The sequence below is a fragment of the Pseudomonas lalucatii genome, assembly GCF_018398425.1.
Taxonomy (GTDB): domain Bacteria; phylum Pseudomonadota; class Gammaproteobacteria; order Pseudomonadales; family Pseudomonadaceae; genus Aquipseudomonas; species Aquipseudomonas lalucatii.
The window spans coordinates 510,297-530,369 of sequence record NZ_JADPMV010000002.1 but is presented as its reverse complement, the minus strand read 5'-3'; the positions used below and the strand labels follow the sequence as shown (position 1 = coordinate 530,369).

General features: G+C 69.0%; 19 protein-coding genes. 8 read left to right on the top strand and 11 right to left on the bottom strand.

The annotated features are described in order from the left end of the window. Positions 1–17 precede the first annotated feature (17 nt). A complete protein-coding gene (locus tag I0D00_RS15860; protein ID WP_213640797.1) occupies positions 18–908 on the top strand; it encodes an NAD(P)-dependent oxidoreductase in 891 nt (296 codons plus the stop codon). Further along, positions 905–1,693, top strand: a complete 789-nt coding sequence (locus I0D00_RS15855) for a hydroxypyruvate isomerase family protein (protein ID WP_213640796.1) — start codon at positions 905–907, stop codon at positions 1,691–1,693. The genes I0D00_RS15860 and I0D00_RS15855 overlap by 4 nt, the downstream gene beginning before the upstream one ends. Here the strand turns inward: I0D00_RS15855 and I0D00_RS15850 are convergent. The 3 genes from I0D00_RS15850 to rapA all read right to left on the bottom strand — a co-directional run bounded on the left by I0D00_RS15850 (position 1,688) and on the right by rapA (position 8,692). Then, on the bottom strand, positions 1,688–3,370 hold the full coding sequence (locus tag I0D00_RS15850; protein WP_213640795.1) for a GGDEF domain-containing protein: 1,683 nt from the start codon (positions 3,368–3,370) through the stop codon (positions 1,688–1,690). The genes I0D00_RS15855 and I0D00_RS15850 overlap by 6 nt on opposite strands. Positions 3,371–3,450: 80 nt before the next feature. Further along, positions 3,451–5,640, bottom strand: coding sequence for a putative bifunctional diguanylate cyclase/phosphodiesterase (locus I0D00_RS15845; RefSeq protein WP_213640794.1), 2,190 nt, complete (start codon positions 5,638–5,640; stop codon positions 3,451–3,453). A gap of 208 nt (positions 5,641–5,848) precedes the next feature. Further along, a complete protein-coding gene (gene rapA, locus I0D00_RS15840; RefSeq protein WP_213640793.1) occupies positions 5,849–8,692 on the bottom strand; it encodes an RNA polymerase-associated protein RapA in 2,844 nt (947 codons plus the stop codon). 174 nt (positions 8,693–8,866) lie between these two features. Here rapA and I0D00_RS15835 point away from each other — a divergent pair, with 174 nt between their 5' ends. The 4 genes from I0D00_RS15835 (at position 8,867) to ccoM (ending at position 10,245) form a co-directional block, all read left to right on the top strand. Beyond that, positions 8,867–9,163 (top strand): aspartate-semialdehyde dehydrogenase, encoded by a 297-nt coding sequence (locus I0D00_RS15835; protein WP_213640792.1) that lies wholly within the window; start codon positions 8,867–8,869, stop codon positions 9,161–9,163. Between the two features lie 49 nt (positions 9,164–9,212). Further along, positions 9,213–9,815: an alpha-ketoglutarate-dependent dioxygenase AlkB family protein gene (locus I0D00_RS15830; protein WP_213640791.1), complete on the top strand. Its 603-nt coding sequence runs from the start codon at positions 9,213–9,215 to the stop codon at positions 9,813–9,815. Next, positions 9,812–9,973 (top strand): hypothetical protein, encoded by a 162-nt coding sequence (locus tag I0D00_RS15825; protein WP_213640790.1) that lies wholly within the window; start codon positions 9,812–9,814, stop codon positions 9,971–9,973. Before I0D00_RS15830 ends, I0D00_RS15825 begins: the two co-directional genes overlap by 4 nt. Before the next feature lie 155 nt (positions 9,974–10,128). Then, positions 10,129–10,245: a cytochrome c oxidase subunit CcoM gene (gene ccoM / locus I0D00_RS21725; protein WP_318642805.1), complete on the top strand. Its 117-nt coding sequence runs from the start codon at positions 10,129–10,131 to the stop codon at positions 10,243–10,245. A 91-nt stretch (positions 10,246–10,336) separates the two neighbouring features. Here the strand turns inward: ccoM and I0D00_RS15820 are convergent, their stop codons facing one another. The 8 genes from I0D00_RS15820 to I0D00_RS15790 all read right to left on the bottom strand — a co-directional run bounded on the left by I0D00_RS15820 (position 10,337) and on the right by I0D00_RS15790 (position 16,121). Next, on the bottom strand, positions 10,337–11,416 hold the full coding sequence (locus tag I0D00_RS15820; protein WP_213640789.1) for an ABC transporter permease: 1,080 nt from the start codon (positions 11,414–11,416) through the stop codon (positions 10,337–10,339). Then, entirely contained in the window at positions 11,413–12,351 is a 939-nt protein-coding gene (locus tag I0D00_RS15815; RefSeq protein ID WP_213640788.1) for an ABC transporter ATP-binding protein, read from the bottom strand. Before I0D00_RS15815 ends, I0D00_RS15820 begins: the two co-directional genes overlap by 4 nt. Positions 12,352–12,432: 81 nt before the next feature. Next, complete coding sequence (locus tag I0D00_RS21925) at positions 12,433–13,299, bottom strand: HlyD family secretion protein (RefSeq protein ID WP_476748432.1); 867 nt, start codon at positions 13,297–13,299, stop codon at positions 12,433–12,435. 1 nt (position 13,300) lies between these two features. Further along, positions 13,301–13,441, bottom strand: a complete 141-nt coding sequence (locus tag I0D00_RS21585) for a hypothetical protein (RefSeq protein ID WP_246533296.1) — start codon at positions 13,439–13,441, stop codon at positions 13,301–13,303. Next, positions 13,429–13,932 (bottom strand): TetR/AcrR family transcriptional regulator, encoded by a 504-nt coding sequence (locus tag I0D00_RS15805; protein WP_246533295.1) that lies wholly within the window; start codon positions 13,930–13,932, stop codon positions 13,429–13,431. Before I0D00_RS15805 ends, I0D00_RS21585 begins: the two co-directional genes overlap by 13 nt. Before the next feature lie 154 nt (positions 13,933–14,086). Beyond that, positions 14,087–14,593, bottom strand: a complete 507-nt coding sequence (locus I0D00_RS15800; RefSeq protein ID WP_213640787.1) for a DUF1993 domain-containing protein — start codon at positions 14,591–14,593, stop codon at positions 14,087–14,089. 101 nt (positions 14,594–14,694) lie between these two features. Next, positions 14,695–15,165 (bottom strand): MaoC family dehydratase, encoded by a 471-nt coding sequence (locus I0D00_RS15795; protein WP_213640786.1) that lies wholly within the window; start codon positions 15,163–15,165, stop codon positions 14,695–14,697. Further along, positions 15,162–16,121 (bottom strand): alpha/beta hydrolase, encoded by a 960-nt coding sequence (locus tag I0D00_RS15790; RefSeq protein WP_213640785.1) that lies wholly within the window; start codon positions 16,119–16,121, stop codon positions 15,162–15,164. Before I0D00_RS15790 ends, I0D00_RS15795 begins: the two co-directional genes overlap by 4 nt. Before the next feature lie 224 nt (positions 16,122–16,345). Between I0D00_RS15790 and fadD2 the strand changes: the two genes are divergently transcribed. Then, positions 16,346–18,034: a long-chain-fatty-acid--CoA ligase gene (gene fadD2, locus I0D00_RS15785; RefSeq protein ID WP_213640784.1), complete on the top strand. Its 1,689-nt coding sequence runs from the start codon at positions 16,346–16,348 to the stop codon at positions 18,032–18,034. Positions 18,035–18,343: 309 nt separating this feature from the next. Further along, positions 18,344–20,035 (top strand): long-chain fatty acid--CoA ligase, encoded by a 1,692-nt coding sequence (fadD1, locus tag I0D00_RS15780; protein WP_213640783.1) that lies wholly within the window; start codon positions 18,344–18,346, stop codon positions 20,033–20,035. Positions 20,036–20,073 lie beyond the last annotated feature (38 nt).

The following is a 20,073-nucleotide window of genomic DNA, read 5'->3' as shown; positions in this document are numbered from 1 at the left end:
ACTTCAAGGAGCCATGCATGACCGCCTCGCTGCCAGCCATCGCCTTCGCCGGTATCGGCCTGATGGGCCTGCCCATGACTCGCCGTCTGCTCGCCGCCGGCTACCCGCTGCGGGTGTGGAACCGTTCGCCGAACAAGTGCGCGCCGCTGCTGGAGCAGGGCGCGCGCCTGGCGCAGACGCCTAAGCAGCTGTGTGAGGGTGCCGAGGTGGTGCTGCTGTGCCTGGCCAATACCGCGGTGGTGCGCGAGGTGGTGTTCGGTCCCGGCGGCATTGCCGAAGGCGCGAGGCCGGGGCAGCTGCTGGTGGACATGTCCAGCCTGGAGCCGGCGGCGACCCGCGAGATGGCGGCCGAGCTGGAGCGGCGCTGCGGCATGCGCTGGGTGGATGCGCCGGTCTCCGGCGGCACCGCCGGCGCCGAGACCGGCAGCCTGGCGATCATGGCCGGCGGCCGGGTGGCGGATGTCGAGCGGGTGCGGCCGATCCTCGCCCACCTGGGCCAGCGCCTGACGCGCATGGGCGAGGTGGGGGCCGGCCAGGTGACCAAGGCGTGCAACCAGATGATAGTGGCCTGCAATGCCCTGGTGATCGCCGAGGTGGTGGCCCTGGCCGAGCGCGCCGGGGTCGATGCCGGCCTGATCGCGCAGGCCCTGGCCGGCGGCTTCGCCGACTCCAAACCGCTGCAGATACTCGCACCGCAGATGGCCGCCAGCCAGTTCGAGCCGGTCAGGTGGCATGTGCGCACCCTGCTCAAGGACCTCGATACCGCGGTCAGGCTGTCCCACGAGAGCGGCTCGGCGACGCCGCTCAGCGGCCTGGCCGCGCAGCTGATGCGTCTGCACGGCAGCCGGGGCAACCTGGAGCACGACCCGGCGACCCTGGTCGAGCTGTATCGGGCGGGCCCGGCATGAGGATCGCCGCCAACCTGTCGCTGCTGTTCGCCGAGCTGCCGCTGCGCGAGCGCATCGTCGCCGCCGGCGCGGCCGGCTTCGACGGCGTGGAGATCCAGTTTCCCTACGAGCTGCCGGCCATCGTCCTGAAGGAGGCGCTGGAGCGCGCCGGCCTGCCCCTGGTGCTGATCAACCTGCCGGCCGGCGACCTGATGCGCGGCGGCGCCGGCCTGGCCGCGGTACCGGCGCGCCAGGACGAGTTCGACGCGGCGCTGGAGCAGGCGCTGAGCTACGCGGCGATGACGCGCCCGGCCTGCGTCAACGTGCTGCCGGGGCGCCTGGCCGAAGGGGTGGACCGCGCGCAGGCGCTGGCGACCCTCGCCGGCAATCTGCGGCGGACCGCCGAGGCCTTCCGCCTGCTGGGCATCGGGGTGCTGGTGGAGGCGATCAATCCGCTGGACATGCCGGGCTTCCTGATCAATACGCCGCAGCAGCTGGACGAGCTGCTGCGAGCGGTCGCGCACCCGAACTGCCTGGCGCAATACGACCTCTATCACATGGCCCGCCAGGGCATCGACCCGGTGGCGGGCATCGAGCGGTTGGCCGGGCGCATCGGCCATGTGCAGTTCGCCGACTGCCCGGGTCGCGGCACGCCGGGCAGCGGCGGCCTGGACTTCGCCGCGGCGCTGGCGGCGCTGCGCGCCTCGGGCTATCGCGGTTGGCTGGGGGCGGAGTACCGGCCGGGGGCGGCGGGCACGGCGGCGGAACTGGGCTGGTTGGCCGAGTGGCGCGCCAGCCGTTTATGACGAGGCTTGCGGCGCGGGCGGGGCGTAGCATTCGATGCGGTTGCGGCCGCGCTGCTTGGCCAGGTAGAGCACCTGGTCGGCGCACTGCATCAGTTCGCGCAGGCTCTGTCCTGGTCGCCACTGGGCCACGCCGAAGCTCGCGGTGACGCCGATCTGCTCGGTCACCGGGGTGGCGGCCACCAGGATGCGCAGCTTCTCCGCCATCACCGCCGCGTGTTCGAGGTCGGCATGGGGCATGAGGATGATGAACTCTTCGCCGCCCCAGCGGCACAGGCAGTCCGACTCCCTCAGCTGCGCCTTGATGCGCTGGGCGACGGCGCTGAGCACGCGGTCGCCGGTCTCGTGGCCATGCTGGTCGTTGACCGTCTTGAAGCGGTCGATATCGAAGAAGATCAGGCACAGGGGCAGGTCGTAGCGCGTGGCACGCTTGATCTCCTGATGGGCGACCTCTTCCAGCCGCAGGCGGGTCCAGAGCCCGGTCAGGCGGTCGGTGCTGGCCAGTTTCTCCAGTTGCAGGTTGCTGTCGCGCAGCTCCTGCTCGGCCTGGCGCCTGGCGCCGATTTCCAGGCGCAGGCGCTTGGTCAGGTGGGCGAAGCGCAGGGCGACGCTGCCCAGCAGCAACAGCGCCAGCGCGGCGCCGCCGAGCACCTGGTAGAGCAGGCGATGATCGGTCTGCGCCGGGCCAAGGTAGAGGAAGCCGTCCAGGTCGCCGGAGCCCCTGGCCATGCCCAGTTCGACGTAGCTGTTGGCGATGGTCTGCCAGCGTCCGGGGTTCATGTGCCCGAGCTGGACCAGCTCGGGCATGATCAGCTTCTTCAGCTCCTGGGCCTCGAAGCGCAGGTGCTCCAGGCTCTTTTCCGGGGCGTAGCGCCGGTGGATCAGCTGCACGCTTTCCTCGATGTTGTCCAGGGCGTACTGCCAGCCCCTGAGGCTGGCCTGGGTGAAGGCCTCGACCTGTTGCGGGCGGTCCCGCAGCACGGCCTCGCGGGTGGCCAGCACATCGTTGTAGAAGTTCACGCCGTATTCGCGCGGGTTGATCAGGCGATAGGGGATCTGCTGCTGTTGCAGCCAGAACGGCTCGTTGGAGGTGTAGCCGTTGTAGGCGTCGGTGTGGCCGTCGACCAGGTCCAGGGGATCGAAACTGGGGGGGCTGACTTGCAGGCGGTCGAGGTCGAGGCCTTCGCGCAGCAGGGTGAGGCGCAACTCGGCGCTTTCCGGTGGGTCGAGCAGCATCACCCGCTTGCCGGCCAGGTCCTGGGGGGCGTAGATGCCCGAGTCGGCGCGGACTATCCAGACCACCGGCGAGGACTGCATGATCGCCGCCAGCGCCACCACCGGCTTGCCCTGCATGCGGGCGATGACCAGGCCGCTGTTGGCGATGGCGAAATCGACCTCGCCGTCGAGCAGGGCCGCTATGGGCTTGGCGGCCTGGGGGCCGCCCGGGAGAATCTCCACCTCCAGCCCGGCTTGCCGATAGAAGCCCTTCTCCAAGGCCATGTAGTAGCCGGCGAACTGGAACTGGTGCAGCCAGCGCAGTTGCAGGCGCAACTTGTCCGCCGCCAGGGGCTCGGCCGGCCACAGCAGCTGTGCGAGGAGCAGGCCGAAGCCCAGCCACAGCGAGCAGCGGGTCAGATGGGGTAGGGGGCGAGCTGGCTGGCTGACAAAGGGTACTGACATGAAGGCCCGTCGCCGATATGGCTTTTTGATATCTGTTATGAACATGGACAGCGAACGCCGCCGCGTCAAATGGCAAATGTTCAGCGACAGTTCGACAGCAGGGGCAGGGCTTCGGCACCGCCCGTGTGCTGGCGGAGGAATTCCAGCAGCTGCGCCAGCGGCAGGGGCTGGCTGAGCAGGTAGCCTTGCAGGTAGTCGCAGCCGTGCTCGTGGAGGAAGGCCAGCTGCTGAGCGGTCTCGACGCCCTCGGCGACCACCTTGAGGTGCAGGGTGTGGGCCATGCCGATGACCGCCTGGATGATCTCCATGTCCTGGCGTGAGGTGGGCACGTCCTGGATGAAGGAGCGGTCGATCTTCAGGGTGTCGAGGGGCAGGCGCTTGAGGTAGGCCAGGGACGAGTAGCCGGTGCCGAAATCGTCGATGGACAGGCTGACGCCCAGTTCGCGAATCTGTTGCAGCAGGCCGGCGGCCCGGTTGATGTTGCCCATCAGGGCGTTCTCGGTCACCTCCAGTTCCAGGCGTTGGGCCTCCACCCCGCCGTCGGCGAGGGCTTCGCCCACCTCCTGCAGCAGCTCCGTGCGACCCAGGTTGAGCGCCGAGCAGTTCACCGCCACCCGCAGCTGCGGATAGCCGGTCTCGTCCAGCAGGCGCAGGTCGCGGCAGGCGCGGCGCAGCACCCAGGCGTCGAGCTCGGCGATGAAACCGTTGGCCTCGGCGATACCGATGAAGCGTTCCGGGGTGAGCAGGCCGTGCTGCGGGTGCTGCCAGCGCACCAGGGCCTCGAGCTTGCTCACCTGGCCGTTGCCCAGATCGAGAATCGGCTGGTAGTAGAGCAGCAGGCCCTGGTCCCGTTGCAGCGCGCCGCGCAGCTCCTCCTCCAGTTGCAGTTCGAAGCTGGCCTTGGTCTTGAGTGGCGTGCTGAAGAACTGGGCATTGTTGCGCCCGCTGCCCTTGGACTGGTACAGCGCCAGGTCGGCATGCTTGAGCAGTTCCTCGCAGCTCTCCCCGTCCTTGGGGAACAGGCTGATGCCGATGCTGGAGGTCATCACTATGCTGCGTCCGGCCAGGACCACGGGCTCCTTGATGCGTTGCAGCAGGCGTTGCGCCAGGTGCCGGGCCTCCTCGTTGTCGTTCAGGCTGGCGACCACGCAGAATTCGTCGCCACCGAAGCGGGCCAGCACGTCGTTGTCGCGCAACACGCCGTGGACCCGTTCGGCGAGCACCCGGAGCAGCTCGTCGCCGGCGGCGTGGCCGAGGCTGTCGTTGATGCGCTTGAAGTGATCGATGTCGAGGAACATCACCGCCAACGGCGTGCCCCGCTGCCGGTGCGCCTGCATCATCTCGGACAGGGCCTCGTCCAGGCCCTGGCGATTGAACAGCTCGGTCAGCGAATCGAACTGGGCGACCTGCTGCAGCGAGGCGCGGGCCAGGTCGAGCTGGTCGATCAGGCTGCTGACCTGCAGTTGCTCGCGGGCCTTGTGCTCCTGGGGCCTGTCGCCCCAGGCCGCCCAGAGGCCGGCGCCGATGCTGAGCAGGGTGACGCATCCGACGATCAGCGCCAGTTGCGCGGCGTTGGCGGCCCCCTGCATCTGCAGGGCGCTGCCCATGGGCAGCGCCAGGGTCAGTGCCGCCGTCCCGACGAGATGCATCGCGACAATGGCCAGGCCCAGCAGCAGGGCCGCGGCGCCCTTGCGTGGCCAATGGCGCTCGGTGCCGCCCTGGAGCGCGCGCTGCTCGAGCAGAAAGGCGGCGAAACAGCAGGCGACGGACAGGACGATGGACAGCGCCAGCAACCAGGGCTGCAGGTAACTGGCGGCGCCGGAGTGCATCGCGCTCAGGCCGCCGTAGTGCATGGCCGTGACGCCGAGACCGAAGCACAGCGCCGCCAGCGCGCAGCGCCGGCCGTCCAGTGGCTTGCCCGCGAGCAGGTGCAGCGCCAGCAGGGCGGGAAAGAAGGCATACAGCAGCGAGGCCAGGGTGGCCGGCAGGTCGTAGCGAACGGCGACCTGGGTCTGATAGGCCAGCATGGTGATGAAATGCGCCGACCAGATGCCGCCCGCCAGACTCAGGGCGCCCATCCAGCACCAGAGGTTGCGGGTGCCCGGGCGCTGGCAGCGCCGGGCCCGTTCGACCATCTCCAGCGCGGCATAGGCTGCGGCGCAGGCGACTGCACAGGCCAGCAGAACCAGCCAGGGGGAGTGGGCGGCCTGGAGGATCAGCTGGCCACCCGGCGGCAGCTCGGAGGTAAAGCGAAGATGTAGCCAATCCATAGCCGGCGTGCTCCCTGCTCCAATCGGCGAAGTGGTCGCGCTCTGCGGTCAGTATAGTGAGGGAGGCTGTCCGACAAGCGGCAATGGCGGTGCGGCGGCGAGTATTTGGTAATGACCATTATTGCCATTTGTTTCGAACGCTGTCCGCGCCAGCCTGGGCCACAAAAAAGGCCCGTGATTGCGGGCCTTCGTTGCGCCGGCGCCGGCCTCAGCCGGCCACCAGCACGCGGATCGCCTCCAGGCGCAGGGCGGCCTTGTCGAGCATGGCCAGGCCCTGCTCGCGCTGCTGGCGCAGGGCCTGCAGCTCGCTGTCGCGCACGCTCGGGTTGACCGCCTGCAGGGCGCTCAGGCGGGCCAGCTCCTCGTCGACTTCGGCGGTCAGGCGGCGCTTGGCTTCGGCGACCCGCTCGGCGTGGCGCGGCGTGATCTTCTCCTCGCCGTTGTTGATCAGCGGGCTCAGGGCATCGCGCTGGGCCTGGACGAACTTGTTGGCGCTGGCCCGCGGCACGCTTTCCAGCTGGTCGTTGAGGGTCTCGAAGGCGACCTTGCTGGCCAGGTCGTTGCCGTTGGCGTCGAGCAGGCAGCGCAGCGCCGCCGGCGGCAGGTAGCGGCCCAGCTGCAGGACGCGCGGCGCCACCACCTCGCTGACGTACAGCAGCTCCAGCAGCACGGTGCCGGGCTTGAGCGCCTTGTTCTTGATCAGCGCCACCCCGGTGTTGCCCATCGAACCGGAACGCACCAGGTCCATGCCGCCCTGCACCATGGGGTGTTCCCAGGTGAGGAACTGCATGTCCTCGCGGGCCAGGGCCTGGTCGCGGTCGTAGGTGATGGTCACGCCTTCGTCACTGCCGAGGGGGAAGCTGGCGTCCAGCATCTTCTCGCTGGGGCGCAGGATCAGGGCGTTCTCCGAGTGGTCCTCGCTGTCGATGCCGAAGGCGTCGAACAGCGCCTCCATGTAGATCGGCAGGGCGAACTGGTCGTCCTGCTCGAGGATTGCCTCGACCAGGGCCTCGCCCTCGCCGGCGCCGCCGGAATTGAGCTCCAGCAGGCGGTCGCGGCCGGCGTGCAGCTCGCCTTCCAGGCGCTCGCGCTCGGCGCGGGCCTCGTCCACCAGCTGTTGCCACTGGTCGTCGTCGCCGCCTTCGAGCAGCGGCAGCAGGCGGGCGCCGAACTGGTGCTGCAGGGCGTTGCCGGTCGGGCAGGTGGCGAGGAAGGCATTCAGCGCCTGGTGGTACCACTGGAACAGGCGCTCCTGCGGGCTGTTCTCCAGGTAGGGTACGTGCAGCTGGATGCGGTGCTTCTGGCCGATGCGGTCGAGACGGCCGATGCGCTGCTCGAGCAGATCGGGGTGGGCCGGCAGGTCGAACAGCACCAGGTGGTGGGCGAACTGGAAGTTGCGGCCCTCGCTGCCGATTTCCGAGCAGACCAGCACCTGGGCGCCGAACTCCTCGTCGGCGAAGTAGGCGGCGGCGCGGTCGCGCTCGAGGATGCTCATGCCTTCGTGGAACACTGTGGCGGGGATGCCCTTGCGCACGCGCAGGGCGTCTTCCAGGTCCATGGCGGTCTCGGCATGGGCGCAGATCACCAGCACCTTGAACTTCTTGAGCATTTTCAGGGTGTCGATCAGCCACTCGACCCGTGGGTCGAAGCGCCACCAGCGCTGTTCGTCGTCGATCTCGCTCTGGGCCTGGTAGCTGACTTCCGGGTAGAGGTCCGGGTGCTCGCCGATCGGCAGCTCCAGGTACTCGTCCGGGCTCGCCAGCGGGTAGGGGTGCAGCTCGCGCTCGGGGAAGCCCTGCACCGCGGCGCGGGTGTTGCGGAACAGCAGGCGGCCGGTGCCGTGGCGGTCGAGCAGCTCGCGCACCAGGCGCGCGGCGGCGTCCTGGTCGCCGTCGTTGACCGCGGCCAGCAGGCCTTCGCCTTCCAGGCCGAGGAAGTCGTGGATGGTGCGGTGTGCGCGGGTCGACAGCTGGCCCTTGTCCAGCAGCTCCTGCACCGCCTCGGCCACCGGGCGGTAGTGGGCGCTCTCGGCGCGGAAGGCCTCGAGGTCATGGAAACGGTGCGGGTCGAGCAGGCGCAGGCGGGCGAAGTGGCTGTCTTGGCCGAGCTGCTCCGGGGTGGCGGTGAGCAGCAGCACGCCGGGAATCACGCCGGCCAGCTGCTCGACCAGGCGGTATTCCGGGCTGGCCTGCTCCGGATGCCAGACCAGGTGGTGGGCCTCGTCGACCACCAGCAGGTCCCAGCCGGCTTTGAGCAGCGCGTCCTGGGCCTTCTCGTCCTCGCGCAGCCATTCCAGGGCCACCAGGGCCAGCTGGGCGTCCTCGAAGGGGTTGCTGGCGTCGCTCTCGATGAAGCGCTCGGCGTCGAACAGGGCGACCTCGAGGTTGAAGCGCCGGCGCATCTCGACCAGCCACTGGTGCTGCAGGTTCTCCGGTACCAGGATCAGCACCCGACTGGCGCGGCCGTTGAGCAGCTGGCGATGGATCACCAGGCCGGCCTCGATGGTCTTGCCCAGGCCCACCTCGTCGGCCAGCAGCACCCGCGGGGCGATGCGGTCGGCGACTTCGCGGGCGATGTGCAGCTGGTGGGCGATGGGTTGCGCGCGCACGCCGCCCAGGCCCCAGAGCGGCGACTGCAGCTGGCGGCTGGTGAACTCCAGGGTGCGGTAGCGCAGGGCGAACCAGGGCAGCGGGTCGATCTGCCCGGCGAACAGGCGGTCGCTGGCCAGGCGGAACTGGATGAAGTTCGACAGCTGGGTTTCCGGCAGGCTGATGCTTTCGTGCTGGCCGTTGAGGCCGTGGTAGACCAGCAGGCCGTCGATGTCCTCGACCTCCTGCACGGTCAGCTTCCAGCCCTCGAAATGGGTGATCTCGTCACCCGGGGCGAAGCGCACGCGGGTCAGCGGGGCATTGCGCGCAGCATACTGGCGGGTCTCGCCGGTGGCCGGGTAGAGCACGGTGAGCATGCGGCCTTCCTGCATGAGGATGGTTCCCAAGCCCAGCTCCGCTTCGCTGTCACTGATCCAGCGTTGCCCCGGTTCGTATTGCGCCATGCCTGTCTCCCGCGTGAAAAAGCCGGCTATGGTAACGGAACGTCGGGCCCAGGCCAAAGGCGCAATGGCGTGCCCCGGCACTTAACGCCGCCACCCGAGTCGAAAGTGTAGTTAGGCTGTCCTCAAGCCGGCGTTGCGGTGGCCGATAGCCTGACCAAAGGAGGGCGTAATAACGTGCTACCCCCCATCCCCCACAGCCTGGCGCCGGTCACCGTGCAGCAGGACGCGATCAAGCCCAGGCCCGAGGTGCCCCCGGTGACCCCGGCGCAGGAGAGTGCCAAGGAGAGCGCCCTGAGCCTGGACAAGCGCCACCCGCAGGAGACCGAGGAACTGCTGCGCGAGGAGCAGCGCCGGCGCCAGCGTCGCGGCTATACCCCCGAACAGCTGGCCAAGGGCGAGGTGGACGAGGCCGCCGACGAGCTGGACGAGGAGCCGCCGCGCCAGGGCCTGTGGGTGGATGTGCAGGTCTGAGCCGCGCACAATGCCCGGCAGCGCCCGTATCCGCGTCGATGAGCCGCCCGTGAACCTCTTCCCCGACTCCCCCCTGCAGTTGCCCGATGCCTGCCTGGACTTGCGCCCCGACTGGCTCGAGCCGGCCACGGCCGAGCGCTGGCTGCGCCAGCTGCTGGCCGAAACGCCCTGGCAGCAACCCCGGCTGCGTCTGTATGGCCGGGAGCTGACGGTGCCGCGGCTGGTCGCCTGGTACGGCGATGCCGGGGCCTGCTACCGCTACTCCGGCCTGACCCACCAGCCGCTGCCCTGGACGCCGCTGCTGGCGCAGATCCGCCAGCGCCTGCAGGCCGCCGTGGGGCAGCCGCTCAACGGCGTGCTGCTCAACTATTACCGCGACGGCAACGACTCCATGGGTTGGCACAGCGACGACGAGGCCGAGCTGGGCGCCGATCCGCTGATCGCCTCGCTCAACCTGGGCGGCAGCCGGCGCTTTGACCTGCGCCGCAAGGGCCAGGCGCGGATCGAGCACTCGCTGCTGCTGACCCACGGATCGCTGCTGGTCATGGCCGGCCCGACGCAGCATTATTGGCAGCATCAAGTGGCGAAGACGCGCCGCCCCTGTGCGCCGCGCCTGAACCTGACCTTTCGCTTAATCCGGTCGACTCCATGAGCAATGACGAAAAACTGATCGATTTCGGCGCCGAGCGCGACAAGCGCATCCACGACCTCAACGACAAGCGGCTCAACGAGATGCGCGAGAAGTTCGAGCAGGTGTTGCCCTTGACCCAGGGCAAGAAGAAGTCCCGGGGCAAGTCTAAGAAGCGCTGAACCATCGTGCTGGACGCCCGCTCCCTTGACCCGGGTCAATCTTGTGTGTCCCCCTGCTTTCTCCCCCCTCGCATCCGTTGACCTGGGTCAAGGACCGCGCCGCCGCCCCTGTTACCTTGGCGCCATACCCGCCAAGGTCAACGCAGGAGGCCAGCATGTTCATCGATGTGGTAGTTCTCGCCGGAGTCGGCACCGTCGGTCTGATGCTGGCGTTCTTCGCGGGCGTCGGTTACTTCATCTGGAAGGATTCGCACAAGCGCAAGCAAGGCTAGCGTTTGCGGCGTTACAGGCACGCAAGGCAATTCGGGCGACCATGGGTCGCCCTTTTTTTGTGCCTGAGAAAGTCGCTGCCTGGGCCTGGCGCTAGTCCAGGCGCTTGTTCACCCGCAGCACCGCCACGCTCAGCATCAGCAGGGTGAACAGCAGCAGCGCCAGCATCTCCGTCCACAGTTCCAGGAGCCCGGCGCTGCGCAGCATGATGCCGCGCGCCAGGCGCAGGAAGTGGGTCAGCGGCAGCAGCTCGGCGAACCACTGCGCCGCCTTGGGCATGCCGGCGAAGGGGAACATGAAACCCGACAGCAGGATCTGCGGCAGGAAGGTGAAGAAGGCCATCTGCATGGCCTGGAACTGGGTCCGCGCCAGGGTCGAGAGGAACACCCCCAGGGCCAGGCTGGCGACGATGAACAGCAGCGCCGCGCCGTACAGCTCGAGCAGCGCGCCACGCACCGGCACGGCGAACAGCAGGCGGCCGACCAGCAGGATCACCGTCACCTGGATCAGGCCGATGCCGACGAAGGGCAGCACCTTGCCCAGGGTCAGCTCCCAGGGCGACAGCGGCGTGGCGATGAGCATCTCCAGGTTGCCGCGCTCGCGCTCGCGCACCAGGGCGATGGCGGTGAACATCACCAGGGTCATGGTCAGGATCACGCCGATCAGCCCCGGCACCGTGTTCAGTGCGGCGCGCCGCTCGGGGTTGTACAGGTTGACCAGCTCCAGCGCCGGGCGGCTGTCCCAGCCCGGCGGCGCGTACAGCGCCAGTTGCCGGGCCGAGGCTTGCACGCTCTGGTCCGAGCCGTCCACCACCAGCTGCAGCGGCGGCCGGTCCTGGCGCTGCAGGCGCGCCTCGAAGTCCGCCGGCAGCACCAGGGCGGCGCTGATCCGGCCCTGGCGCAACAGCTCGTCCAGCTGTTGCGGGCTGCTCAGCCGATGACGCAGGTCGAGCACCTGGCTGGCGCCGATCTCGGCGATCACCTCGCGCGAGCGGGCGCTGTCGGCCTGGTCCAGCACGGCGGCGCCGATGCCGCGCACGTCCATGTTGATGGCATAGCCGAACAGCACCAGTTGCAGCAGCGGGATGCCGACGATCATGGCGAAGGTCAGGCGGTCGCGGCGCAGCTGGCGCAACTCCTTGCTGACGATCGCGGCCAGGCGGCGCAGGTTCATGGCCGGGCCTGCAGGGGTTGGCGGGTGACGGTGACGAAGACGTCCTCGAGGTTGCCGGGGGCGTCCTGCAGGCGCGCCTCGATGGCTTCGGCGTGCAGACGTTGGGCGATGGCCGCGCGGCCATCGGCGCTGGCCACCAGCACCCGCAGGGCGGCGCCGATCTGCGCCATGGCCAGCACCTGCGGGCAGTCCTGCAGGGCGCGTTGGGCCTGGCGCGGCTGGGCGCACTGGATCAGCAGCGGGTGGCCGGGCAGGGCGTCGAGCAGCTGGCGCGGGCTGGCGTCGGCCACCAGGCGACCGGCGTCGAGGATGCCCAGGCGGGTGCAGCGCTCGGCCTCGTCCATGTAGTGGGTGGACACCAGCAAGGTGGTGCCGGCCTCGGCCAGCTCGAACAGCGAGTCCCAGAATTCGCGGCGCGACTGCGGGTCGACCGCGCTGGTCGGCTCGTCCAGCAACAGCAGGTCGGGCTTGTGCAGTACCGCGCCGGCCAGGGCCAGGCGCTGCTTCTGCCCGCCGCTGAGGGTGCCGGCCAGCTGCCGGCGGCGGTCGGCCAGCCAGTAGCGCTCGAGCAGTTCCTCGATGCGCGTCCGGGCGGCGGCCTTGCCCAGGCCATGCACCGCGGCGAGGAACTGCAGGTTCTCCAGCACGCTGAGGTCCTCGTAGAGGGAGAACCTCTGGGTCATGTAGCCGATGCGCCGTTTCAGGGCCTCGGCATCGCGGGGGATGCGGCAGCCGAGCACCTCGATCTCCCCGGCGCTGGGCAGCAGCAGGCCGCAGAGCATGCGGATGGTGGTGGACTTGCCGGAGCCGTTGGGGCCGAGGAAGCCGAACACCTCGGCGCGGCGTACCTCGAGGTCGAGCCCGTCGACCGCCAGCAGGTTGCCGAAACGCTTGCTCAGGCCGCGGCAGCGGATCACCGGTTCGGCGCTAGTCATGGCGGCGCTCGGCTTGCAGGGGCAGGCCCGCCGGCAGGCGCCGGGCGGCGTCGCCCTGCAGGCGCAGTTCGCCGCGGTACATCAGGCGGCTGGCGTCGTCGCCGCTGAGGGCGAAGTAGGGGGTGAAACTGGCCTCGCTGCGCAGGCTGCTGACGGTGGCGGCGAAGGCCGGCTCGACGCCTTCGACCCTGACCTGCATGGCATCGCCCAGGGCGATGCCGGCGCGCCGGCTGGCGGGCACGTAGACCCGCGCGTAGGGCTGCTCGCCCACCAGCAGGCTGACCAGCTCGGCGCCGCGCGGCGGCTGGTCGCCGGGTTTGAAGGGCAGGGCGTCGACCCGGCCGGCCCGCGGGGCGCGCGCAGGCTCAGGCGTTCGCGGTCGACCTGCAGCAGGGCGAGGCGGGCGCGGGCGGCCTGCAGGGCGGCGGCCGCCTGCTCCAGCTGTTCGGGGCGGGTGCCGTTGCTCAGCTCGCGCAGCCGGGCCTCGGCGTTGCGGCTGGCGGCGCGGGCCTGGTCGCGGTCGGCGCGGGCGCCGTCCAGTTCGGCGAGGGCGACCAGGCCGCGCCGGTGCAGGGTGGCGATACGCTGGAAGCCGCGTTCGGCCTCGAGCTGCGCGGCGCGCTCGCGCGCCAGGGTCGCCTGGGCCGCCTCGAGGGTTTCCAGGCGCGCGCCGTTGCTCAGCTCGCGCAGCCGCGCCTCGGCCAGCGCCACTTCGGCTCGCGCCTGGGCGATGCGCGCATCCTGGCGCCGCGGGTCGAGTTCGAGCAGCAGCTGGCCGGCCTCGACCCGGTCGCCCTCGGCGACGTGCCAGCGCAGGATGGGTTCCGAGGCCTCGGCGGGCAGGCCGATGCGGTCCCATTCCAGGGTGCCGAGCAGGGCCGCGTCCCGTGGGGGCTCGCAGCCGGCGAGGCCGATCAGCAGCGACAGGCAGACGAAGGCTTTGCGCATCTCAGGCCTCCATGCCCCGTTCGAGCAGGGCCAGGGTGTGGGTGACCAGCGTCTCGTCGCCGATCTGCGGGTTGGCGAAGATGCCGCGCCACAGCGGTGCGGCGGCGTAGGGCAGCATGGTCAGGCCGATCAGCGAGACCACCAGCAGGCGCGGGTCCAGGTCCGGGTTGAGGGCGCCGCGGGCTGGGCGGCGGCGAAGCGCCGGGCCAGCGGCAGGGGGATCAGCGGGGCGATGCGGCCGAGCAGCTGGGCGCGCAGCGTGCCACCCTCGCAGAGGATCTCGCGGACCCACAGCGGCGGAATCCAGGGGTGCTGGACCACCACCGCGCTCAGGCCGCGGACGAAGCACTCGACCTGGGCGCGGGGGGCGTCGCCGGCCTGCTCCAGGTCCTCGGCGACGCCGCGCAGCAGCGGCAGGAAGCGCTCCTCGACCATGGCCTCGACCAGGCGCTGCTTGTTGCCGAAGTAGTAGTTGATCAGCGCCGGGGTGACCCCGGCCTGCGCGGCGATGGCGCGCAGGCTGGCGGCCTCGATGCCGGCGTGGGCGAAGGCCTGGACCGCGGCGTCGAGCAGGCGTTCGCGCTGCAGGGTCGAGTCGCCGCTGGGGCGGCCGGGGGTGCGGGGGCGGGCCATGGGGGCTCCGGGCGTTTAATTAATTATCAGATTAATTAATTAAACGAGCGACTGGGAGTTTTCCGCCGAGCGGTGGTCGCGAGGTGTCTCGGCCGGGGCGAGGGAGGGCGGCGGTGGCGCGACGACCGGCCGGGGCCGGTCGCCCGCTCGGGGCTCAGCGGGTGCCGAGGAAGTCGCGCTTGCCGATGGCGACGCCGTTGTGGCGCAGGATGGCGTAGGCGGTGGTGTAGTGGAAATAGAAGTTCGGCAGCACGTGGTCGAGGAGGAAGGCCTGGCCCAGGAACTGGGTCTCCTTGTCGCGGCGCTTGAGGGTCACGGTGCGCGCCTCGCTGCCGTCCAGTTGGGCGGAGCTGACCGCCTGGAGGAACTCCAGGGTCTTGCCGATGCGCGCCTGCAGCTCGGCGAAGCTGGTTTCGTCGTCGGCATGGCTGGGGGCTTCGACGCCGGCCAGCAGGGCGACGCCGGCCTTGGCGCTGTCGCAGGCGATCTGCACCTGGCGCACCAGGGGGAACATGTCGGGGGCCAGGCGGGCGTTGAGCAGCACGCTCGGCTCGATCTTGCGCGCCTCGGCGTCGCTGGCGGCGAGGCCGAGGATGGTCGACAGGTTGTTCAGCTGGCGGACGAAGACCGGAATGGAGGCGTGGTACATGGACAGGGACATGGGATTCTCCAGGGAGGGGGACGGCTCGGGAAAGGTAAACCGCCAGTGTGACGCCCCGGCGGGTGAGCCCGGCGCGCTCGGCGAGCGCCCGGGCCGCGGTGTCAGCCGATGCTGATCGGCGGCAGTTCGGTCAGTTGCACGGTCTGCTGCTTGCGCGGGGCGAGGATCTCGGCCTCGCCGTCGACCACCAGCTCGTCGCACTGGTTGAACACCCGGGTGGCGATGCGCACGCGGAACTTCGGCAGCTTCTCGAGGATTTCCAGGCGCACGGTGAGGCGGTCGCCGAGCTTCACCGGGGCGGTGAAGCGCATCTGCTGGCCCAGGTAGATGGTGCCGGGGCCGGGCAGCTCGCAGGCCACCGCGGCGCTGATCAGGGCGCCGCTGAACATGCCGTGGGCGATGCGCTCCTTGAACATGGTGGCGGCGGCGTATTCGGCATCCAGGTGCACCGGGTTGCGGTCGCCGGACAGCGCCGCGAACAGCTGGATGTCGCGCTCCTCGACGGTCTTGCTGTAGCTGGCGGTCTGGCCGACTTCCAGGGCTTCGTAGGGGGTGTTGCTGGTCTGGCTCATGGGGTCTCCTTGGCGGGGCGGGTGCGTGGTCGGCTGCGGGCCAGGGCCCCGTCCAGCCAGCCGATCAGATAGGCGGTCACCTCGTCGCGGTTGCGCTCGTTGAGCAGCTCGTGGCGGGCGTCCGGGTAGATTTTCAGTTGCACCTGCTCGAGGCCGGCCTGGCGCAGGGCGTCGGCCAGGTGCTGCAGGCGCTTGCCGGCGCTGACCGGGTCCTGGGCGCCGCCGATCACCAGCAGCGGCAACTGGCTGTCGATCTGGGTCAGCTGCTGCGGCGGGGTGATCTGCTGCAGGCCGCCGAGCAGGTCGAGCCACAGCTGGTTGGTGCAGCGGAAGCCGCACAGCGGGTCGTCGATGTAGCGGTCGACTTCCTGCGGATCGCGGCTGAGCCAGTCGAAGGCGGTACGGTTGGGCTTGAAGGCCTGGTTGAACGAGCCGAAGGACAGCAGGTCGATCAGCTTGCTGTGGCCGTGCGGGCCCTGGCGCCAGCGCTCGAAGCGGGCGACCGCGCGGGCCAGGCGGTAGAGCCAGACCGGCTGGTAGTTGGAGCCGGAGAGGATCGCCCCGTGCAGGCTGCTGCTGTGGCGCATCAGGTAGGCCTGGCCGATGTAGCTGCCCATGCTGTGGCCGAGCAGGAAGATCGGCGCGTGCGGGTGGCGCTGGCGGATGTGGTGGTTGAGGCAGGCCAGGTCGCCGACCGCCAGGCTCCAGCCGTTGTCGTCGGCATAGTGGCCGAGCCGCCCGTGGCGGGCGGTCTGGCCGTGGCCGCGCTGGTCGTGGGCGAACAGCTCGTAGCCGGCGGCGGCCAGCGCCGCGCCCAGGCGGGCGTAGCGGCCGCTGTGCTCGGCCATGCCGTGGGCCAGCATGACCACCGCCTTGGCCGGTTGTGCGCAGAACCAGCGGTTCACGTACAGGGGCGTCGCATCGCTGCTGTTCAGCCAAAACGCTTCGTGGTGCATGGCGAGTCCTTGAGCCTGCGGGAGTCGGGCATTGTAGAGGCAGGGGACAGGCTTTCCCAGTCGATCCGCAGAAGGAAGATTCACGCGGTCAATGACGCCGGTGCAAGTGTTTGCGCCCCGGACCATAGCTGCTAACGTCGCCTGAGCGCCTTGCATGCCTTGGCCGGCCTCCAGCCATGGTCCGCTCGGCAGGGAATCCATCTCGGGGAAGAGGAATAACAACAATGCAGCCTGATTTCTGGAACGACAAGCGCCCGGCCGGCGTACCCACCGAGGTCGACCTGAACGCCTACAAGTCGGTGGTCGAGGTGTTCGAGCGCTCGTGCAAGAAGTTCGCCGACCGCCCGGCCTTCAGCAATCTGGGCGTGACCCTGAGCTACGCCGAGCTGGACCGGCTGTCGGCCGCCTTCGCCGGTTACCTGCAGAAGCACACCGACCTCAAGCCGGGCGAGCGCATCGCCGTGCAGATGCCCAACGTCCTGCAGTACCCCATCGCCGTGTTCGGCGCCATGCGCGCCGGGCTGATCGTGGTCAATACCAACCCGCTGTACACCGCCCGCGAGATGCGCCACCAGTTCCAGGACGCCGGCGTGCGCGCGCTGGTCTACCTGAACATGTTCGGCAAGCTGGTGCAGGAGGTGCTGGGCGATACCCAGATCGACTACCTGATCGAGGCGAAGATGGGCGACCTGCTGCCGGGGCCCAAGGGCTGGCTGGTCAATACCCTGGTGAAGAAGGTCAAGAAGCTGGTGCCGGACTACCGCCTGCCGCAGGCGGTGCCGTTCAAGCAGGCGCTCAAGCAGGGCCATGGCCATGACCTCAAGCCGGTCAAGGTCGGCCACGAGGACATCGCCGTGCTGCAGTACACCGGCGGCACCACCGGGGTGGCCAAGGGGGCGATGCTGACCCACGGCAACCTGGTGGCCAACATGCTGCAGATCGATGCCTGCCTGTCGCAGCTCGGCGAAGACGGCGCGCCGCTGATGAAGCCGGCCCAGGAGATCATGATCGCGCCGCTGCCGCTGTACCACATCTATGCCTTCACCGCGAACTGCATGTGCATGATGGTCAACGGCAATCACAACGTGCTGATCACCAATCCGCGCGACATTCCCGGCTTCGTCAAGGAACTGGGCAAGTGGCAGTTCTCCGCGCTGCTCGGCCTCAATACCCTGTTCGTCGCGCTGATGGATCATCCCGGGTTCAAGAACCTCGACTTCTCCCATCTCAAGGTGACCAACTCCGGTGGCACCGCCCTGGTCAAGGCCACCGCCGAGCGCTGGCAGGCCATCACCGGTTGTCCGGTGGTGGAGGGCTACGGCCTCACCGAGACCTCGCCGGTGGCCAGCACCAATGCCTACGGCAAGCTGGCGCGCCTGGGCTCGGTGGGCGTGCCGGTGCCGGGCACCGCGTTCAAGGTGATCGACGACGAAGGCAACGAGCAGGCCCTGGGCGAGCGCGGCGAGCTGTGCATCCAGGGCCCGCAGGTGATGAAGGGCTACTGGCAGCGCCCGGACGCCACCGCCGAGGTGCTGGATGCAGACGGCTGGTTCAAGACCGGCGACATCGCGGTGATCGACCCGGATGGCCATGTGCGCATCGTCGACCGCAAGAAGGACATGATCATCGTCTCGGGCTTCAACGTGTACCCCAACGAGATCGAGGACGTGGTCATGGCCCATCCCAAGGTGGCCAGCTGCGCGGCCATCGGCGTGCCCGACGAGAAGTCCGGCGAGGTGGTCAAGCTGTTCGTCGTGCCGCGCGGCAGCGACCTCAGCGTCGAGGAACTCAGGGCCTACTGCAAGGAAAACTTCACCGGCTACAAGGTGCCCAGGCAGATCGTCTTCAAGGACGCCCTGCCGATGACCCCGGTCGGCAAGATCCTCCGTCGCGAGCTGCGCGATATCGCCTGACCCAGGCCGGCCGGGCCGCCCCCCTCCCTCCTGCGAGACCGATGGCCCGCCCGGCGCTCAGCGCCTGGGCGCCTGTCCCTGTTGCGCCCTGTCGGACAATCCGGCAGTCGGGCCAGAAAATGACCGTTTATCAAGCTCTGGTATCATCAGTGACCACTATGCCGGTGTCGGGTGCTAGGCGGCCTCCGGCAAAGCTGCTACTCTCGGGCCGCTTTTGGCCGCATGTACGGCACTCAAGCAGGCAAACACACACAACAAACCACCGTCTTCGCGCGGTGAAGATCAGCTGTTGCTTAGGAGTGGGCTTCCATGACCGATAACTTCTGGAAGGACAAGTATCCCGTTGGGATAGCTGCCGAGATCGATCCGGATCAGTACCCGAACATTCAGGCGGTACTGAAACAGTCCTGCCAACGCTTCGCCGACAAGCCCGCCTTCAGCAACCTCGGCAAGACCCTGACCTACGGCGAGCTGTACCAGCTGTCGGGTGCCTTCGCCGCCTACCTGCAGCAGCACACCGACCTCAAGCCCGGCGACCGCATCGCCGTGCAGCTGCCCAACCTGCTGCAGTATCCGGTGGTGGTGTTCGGCGCCATGCGCGCCGGCCTGGTGGTGGTCAACACCAACCCGCTGTACACCGCCCGGGAGATGGAGCACCAGTTCAACGACTCCGGCGCCAAGGCCCTGGTGTGCCTGGCCAACATGGCCCACCTGGCCGAGCAGGTGGTGCCCAAGACCGGGGTGAAGACGGTGATCGTCACCGAGGTCGGCGACATGCTGGCGCCGCTCAAGCGCCTGCTGGTCAACAGCGTGGTCAAGTACGTGAAGAAGATGGTGCCGGCCTACAAGCTGCCGCACGCCGTCAGGCTCACCGAGGCCCTGGCCCAGGGCCGCGGCCGGCCGGTCGCGGAGGCCAATCCGGCCAGCGGCGAGCTCGCCGTGCTGCAGTACACCGGCGGCACCACCGGGGTGGCCAAGGGCGCGATGCTGACCCACCGCAACCTGGTGGCCAACATGCTGCAGGCCCGGGCGATGATGGCCGCGAACCTGGAGGAGGGCCGCGAGATCATCGTCGCGCCGCTGCCGCTCTATCACATCTACGCCTTTACCTTCCATTGCATGGCGATGATGCTGATCGGCAACCACAACGTGCTGATCACCAACCCGCGGGACCTGCCGGCCATGGTCAAGGACCTGGCCAAGTACCGCTTCAGCGGCTTCGTCGGCCTCAACACCCTGTTCGTCGCCCTGTGCAACAACGAGGAGTTCCAGAAGCTGGACTTCTCCTCGCTGAAGATCACCCTGTCCGGCGGCATGGCCCTGCAGCTGGCCACCGCCGAGCGCTGGACCCAGGTGACCGGCAGCCCGGTGTGCGAAGGCTTCGGCATGACCGAAACCAGCCCGGTGGCCTCGGTCAACCCGATTGCCAACATCCAGATGGGCACCATCGGCATTCCGGTGCCCTCGACCCTGTGCAAGGTGATCGACGAGGCCGGCAACGAACTGCCGCTGGGCTCGGTGGGCGAGCTGTGCGTCAAGGGCCCGCAGGTGATGAAGGGCTACTGGCAGCGTCAGGAGGCCACCGACGAGATCCTCGACGCCGAGGGCTGGCTGAAGACCGGCGACATCGCGTTGATCCAGGAAGACGGCTACATGCGCATCGTCGACCGCAAGAAGGACATGATTCTGGTGTCCGGCTTCAACGTCTACCCGAACGAGCTGGAGGACGTGCTGGCGACCCTGCCGGGCGTGCTGCAGTGCGCGGCCATCGGCGTGCCGGACGAGAAGTCCGGCGAGGCGATCAAGCTGTTCGTGGTGGCCAAGCCCGGGGTGACCCTGACCAAGGAGCAGGTCATGGAGCATATGCGCGCCAACGTCACCGGCTACAAGGTGCCCAAGGCCGTGGAGTTCCGCGACGTGCTGCCGACCACCAACGTCGGCAAGATCCTGCGTCGCGAGCTGCGCGACGAGGAGCTGCAGAAGCTGAAGAAGGCCAGCTGACTCGCCACGTCGCCGGCTGCAGAACGCCACCCTCGGGT

Bases quoted from the DNA above. Each gene is read 5' to 3' on its own strand.
- I0D00_RS21925 (WP_476748432.1), bottom strand. From the start codon at position 13,299: ATGCGCAAAGCCTTCGTCTGCCTGTCGCTGCTGATCGGCCTCGCCGGC.
- I0D00_RS15790 (WP_213640785.1), bottom strand. From the start codon at position 16,121: ATGCACCACGAAGCGTTTTGGCTGAACAGCAGCGATGCGACGCCCCTG.
- fadD2 (WP_213640784.1), top strand. From the start codon at position 16,346: ATGCAGCCTGATTTCTGGAACGACAAGCGCCCGGCCGGCGTACCCACC.
- fadD1 (WP_213640783.1), top strand. From the start codon at position 18,344: ATGACCGATAACTTCTGGAAGGACAAGTATCCCGTTGGGATAGCTGCC.
- I0D00_RS15855 (WP_213640796.1), top strand. From the start codon at position 905: ATGAGGATCGCCGCCAACCTGTCGCTGCTGTTCGCCGAGCTGCCGCTG.
- I0D00_RS15860 (WP_213640797.1), top strand. From the start codon at position 18: ATGACCGCCTCGCTGCCAGCCATCGCCTTCGCCGGTATCGGCCTGATG.
- I0D00_RS15850 (WP_213640795.1), bottom strand. From the start codon at position 3,370: ATGTCAGTACCCTTTGTCAGCCAGCCAGCTCGCCCCCTACCCCATCTG.
- I0D00_RS15820 (WP_213640789.1), bottom strand. From the start codon at position 11,416: ATGAACCTGCGCCGCCTGGCCGCGATCGTCAGCAAGGAGTTGCGCCAG.
- I0D00_RS15800 (WP_213640787.1), bottom strand. From the start codon at position 14,593: ATGTCCCTGTCCATGTACCACGCCTCCATTCCGGTCTTCGTCCGCCAG.
- rapA (WP_213640793.1), bottom strand. From the start codon at position 8,692: ATGGCGCAATACGAACCGGGGCAACGCTGGATCAGTGACAGCGAAGCG.
- I0D00_RS15845 (WP_213640794.1), bottom strand. From the start codon at position 5,640: ATGGATTGGCTACATCTTCGCTTTACCTCCGAGCTGCCGCCGGGTGGC.
- I0D00_RS15795 (WP_213640786.1), bottom strand. From the start codon at position 15,165: ATGAGCCAGACCAGCAACACCCCCTACGAAGCCCTGGAAGTCGGCCAG.
- ccoM (WP_318642805.1), top strand. From the start codon at position 10,129: ATGTTCATCGATGTGGTAGTTCTCGCCGGAGTCGGCACCGTCGGTCTG.
- I0D00_RS15825 (WP_213640790.1), top strand. From the start codon at position 9,812: ATGAGCAATGACGAAAAACTGATCGATTTCGGCGCCGAGCGCGACAAG.
- I0D00_RS15805 (WP_246533295.1), bottom strand. From the start codon at position 13,932: ATGGCCCGCCCCCGCACCCCCGGCCGCCCCAGCGGCGACTCGACCCTG.
- I0D00_RS15815 (WP_213640788.1), bottom strand. From the start codon at position 12,351: ATGACTAGCGCCGAACCGGTGATCCGCTGCCGCGGCCTGAGCAAGCGT.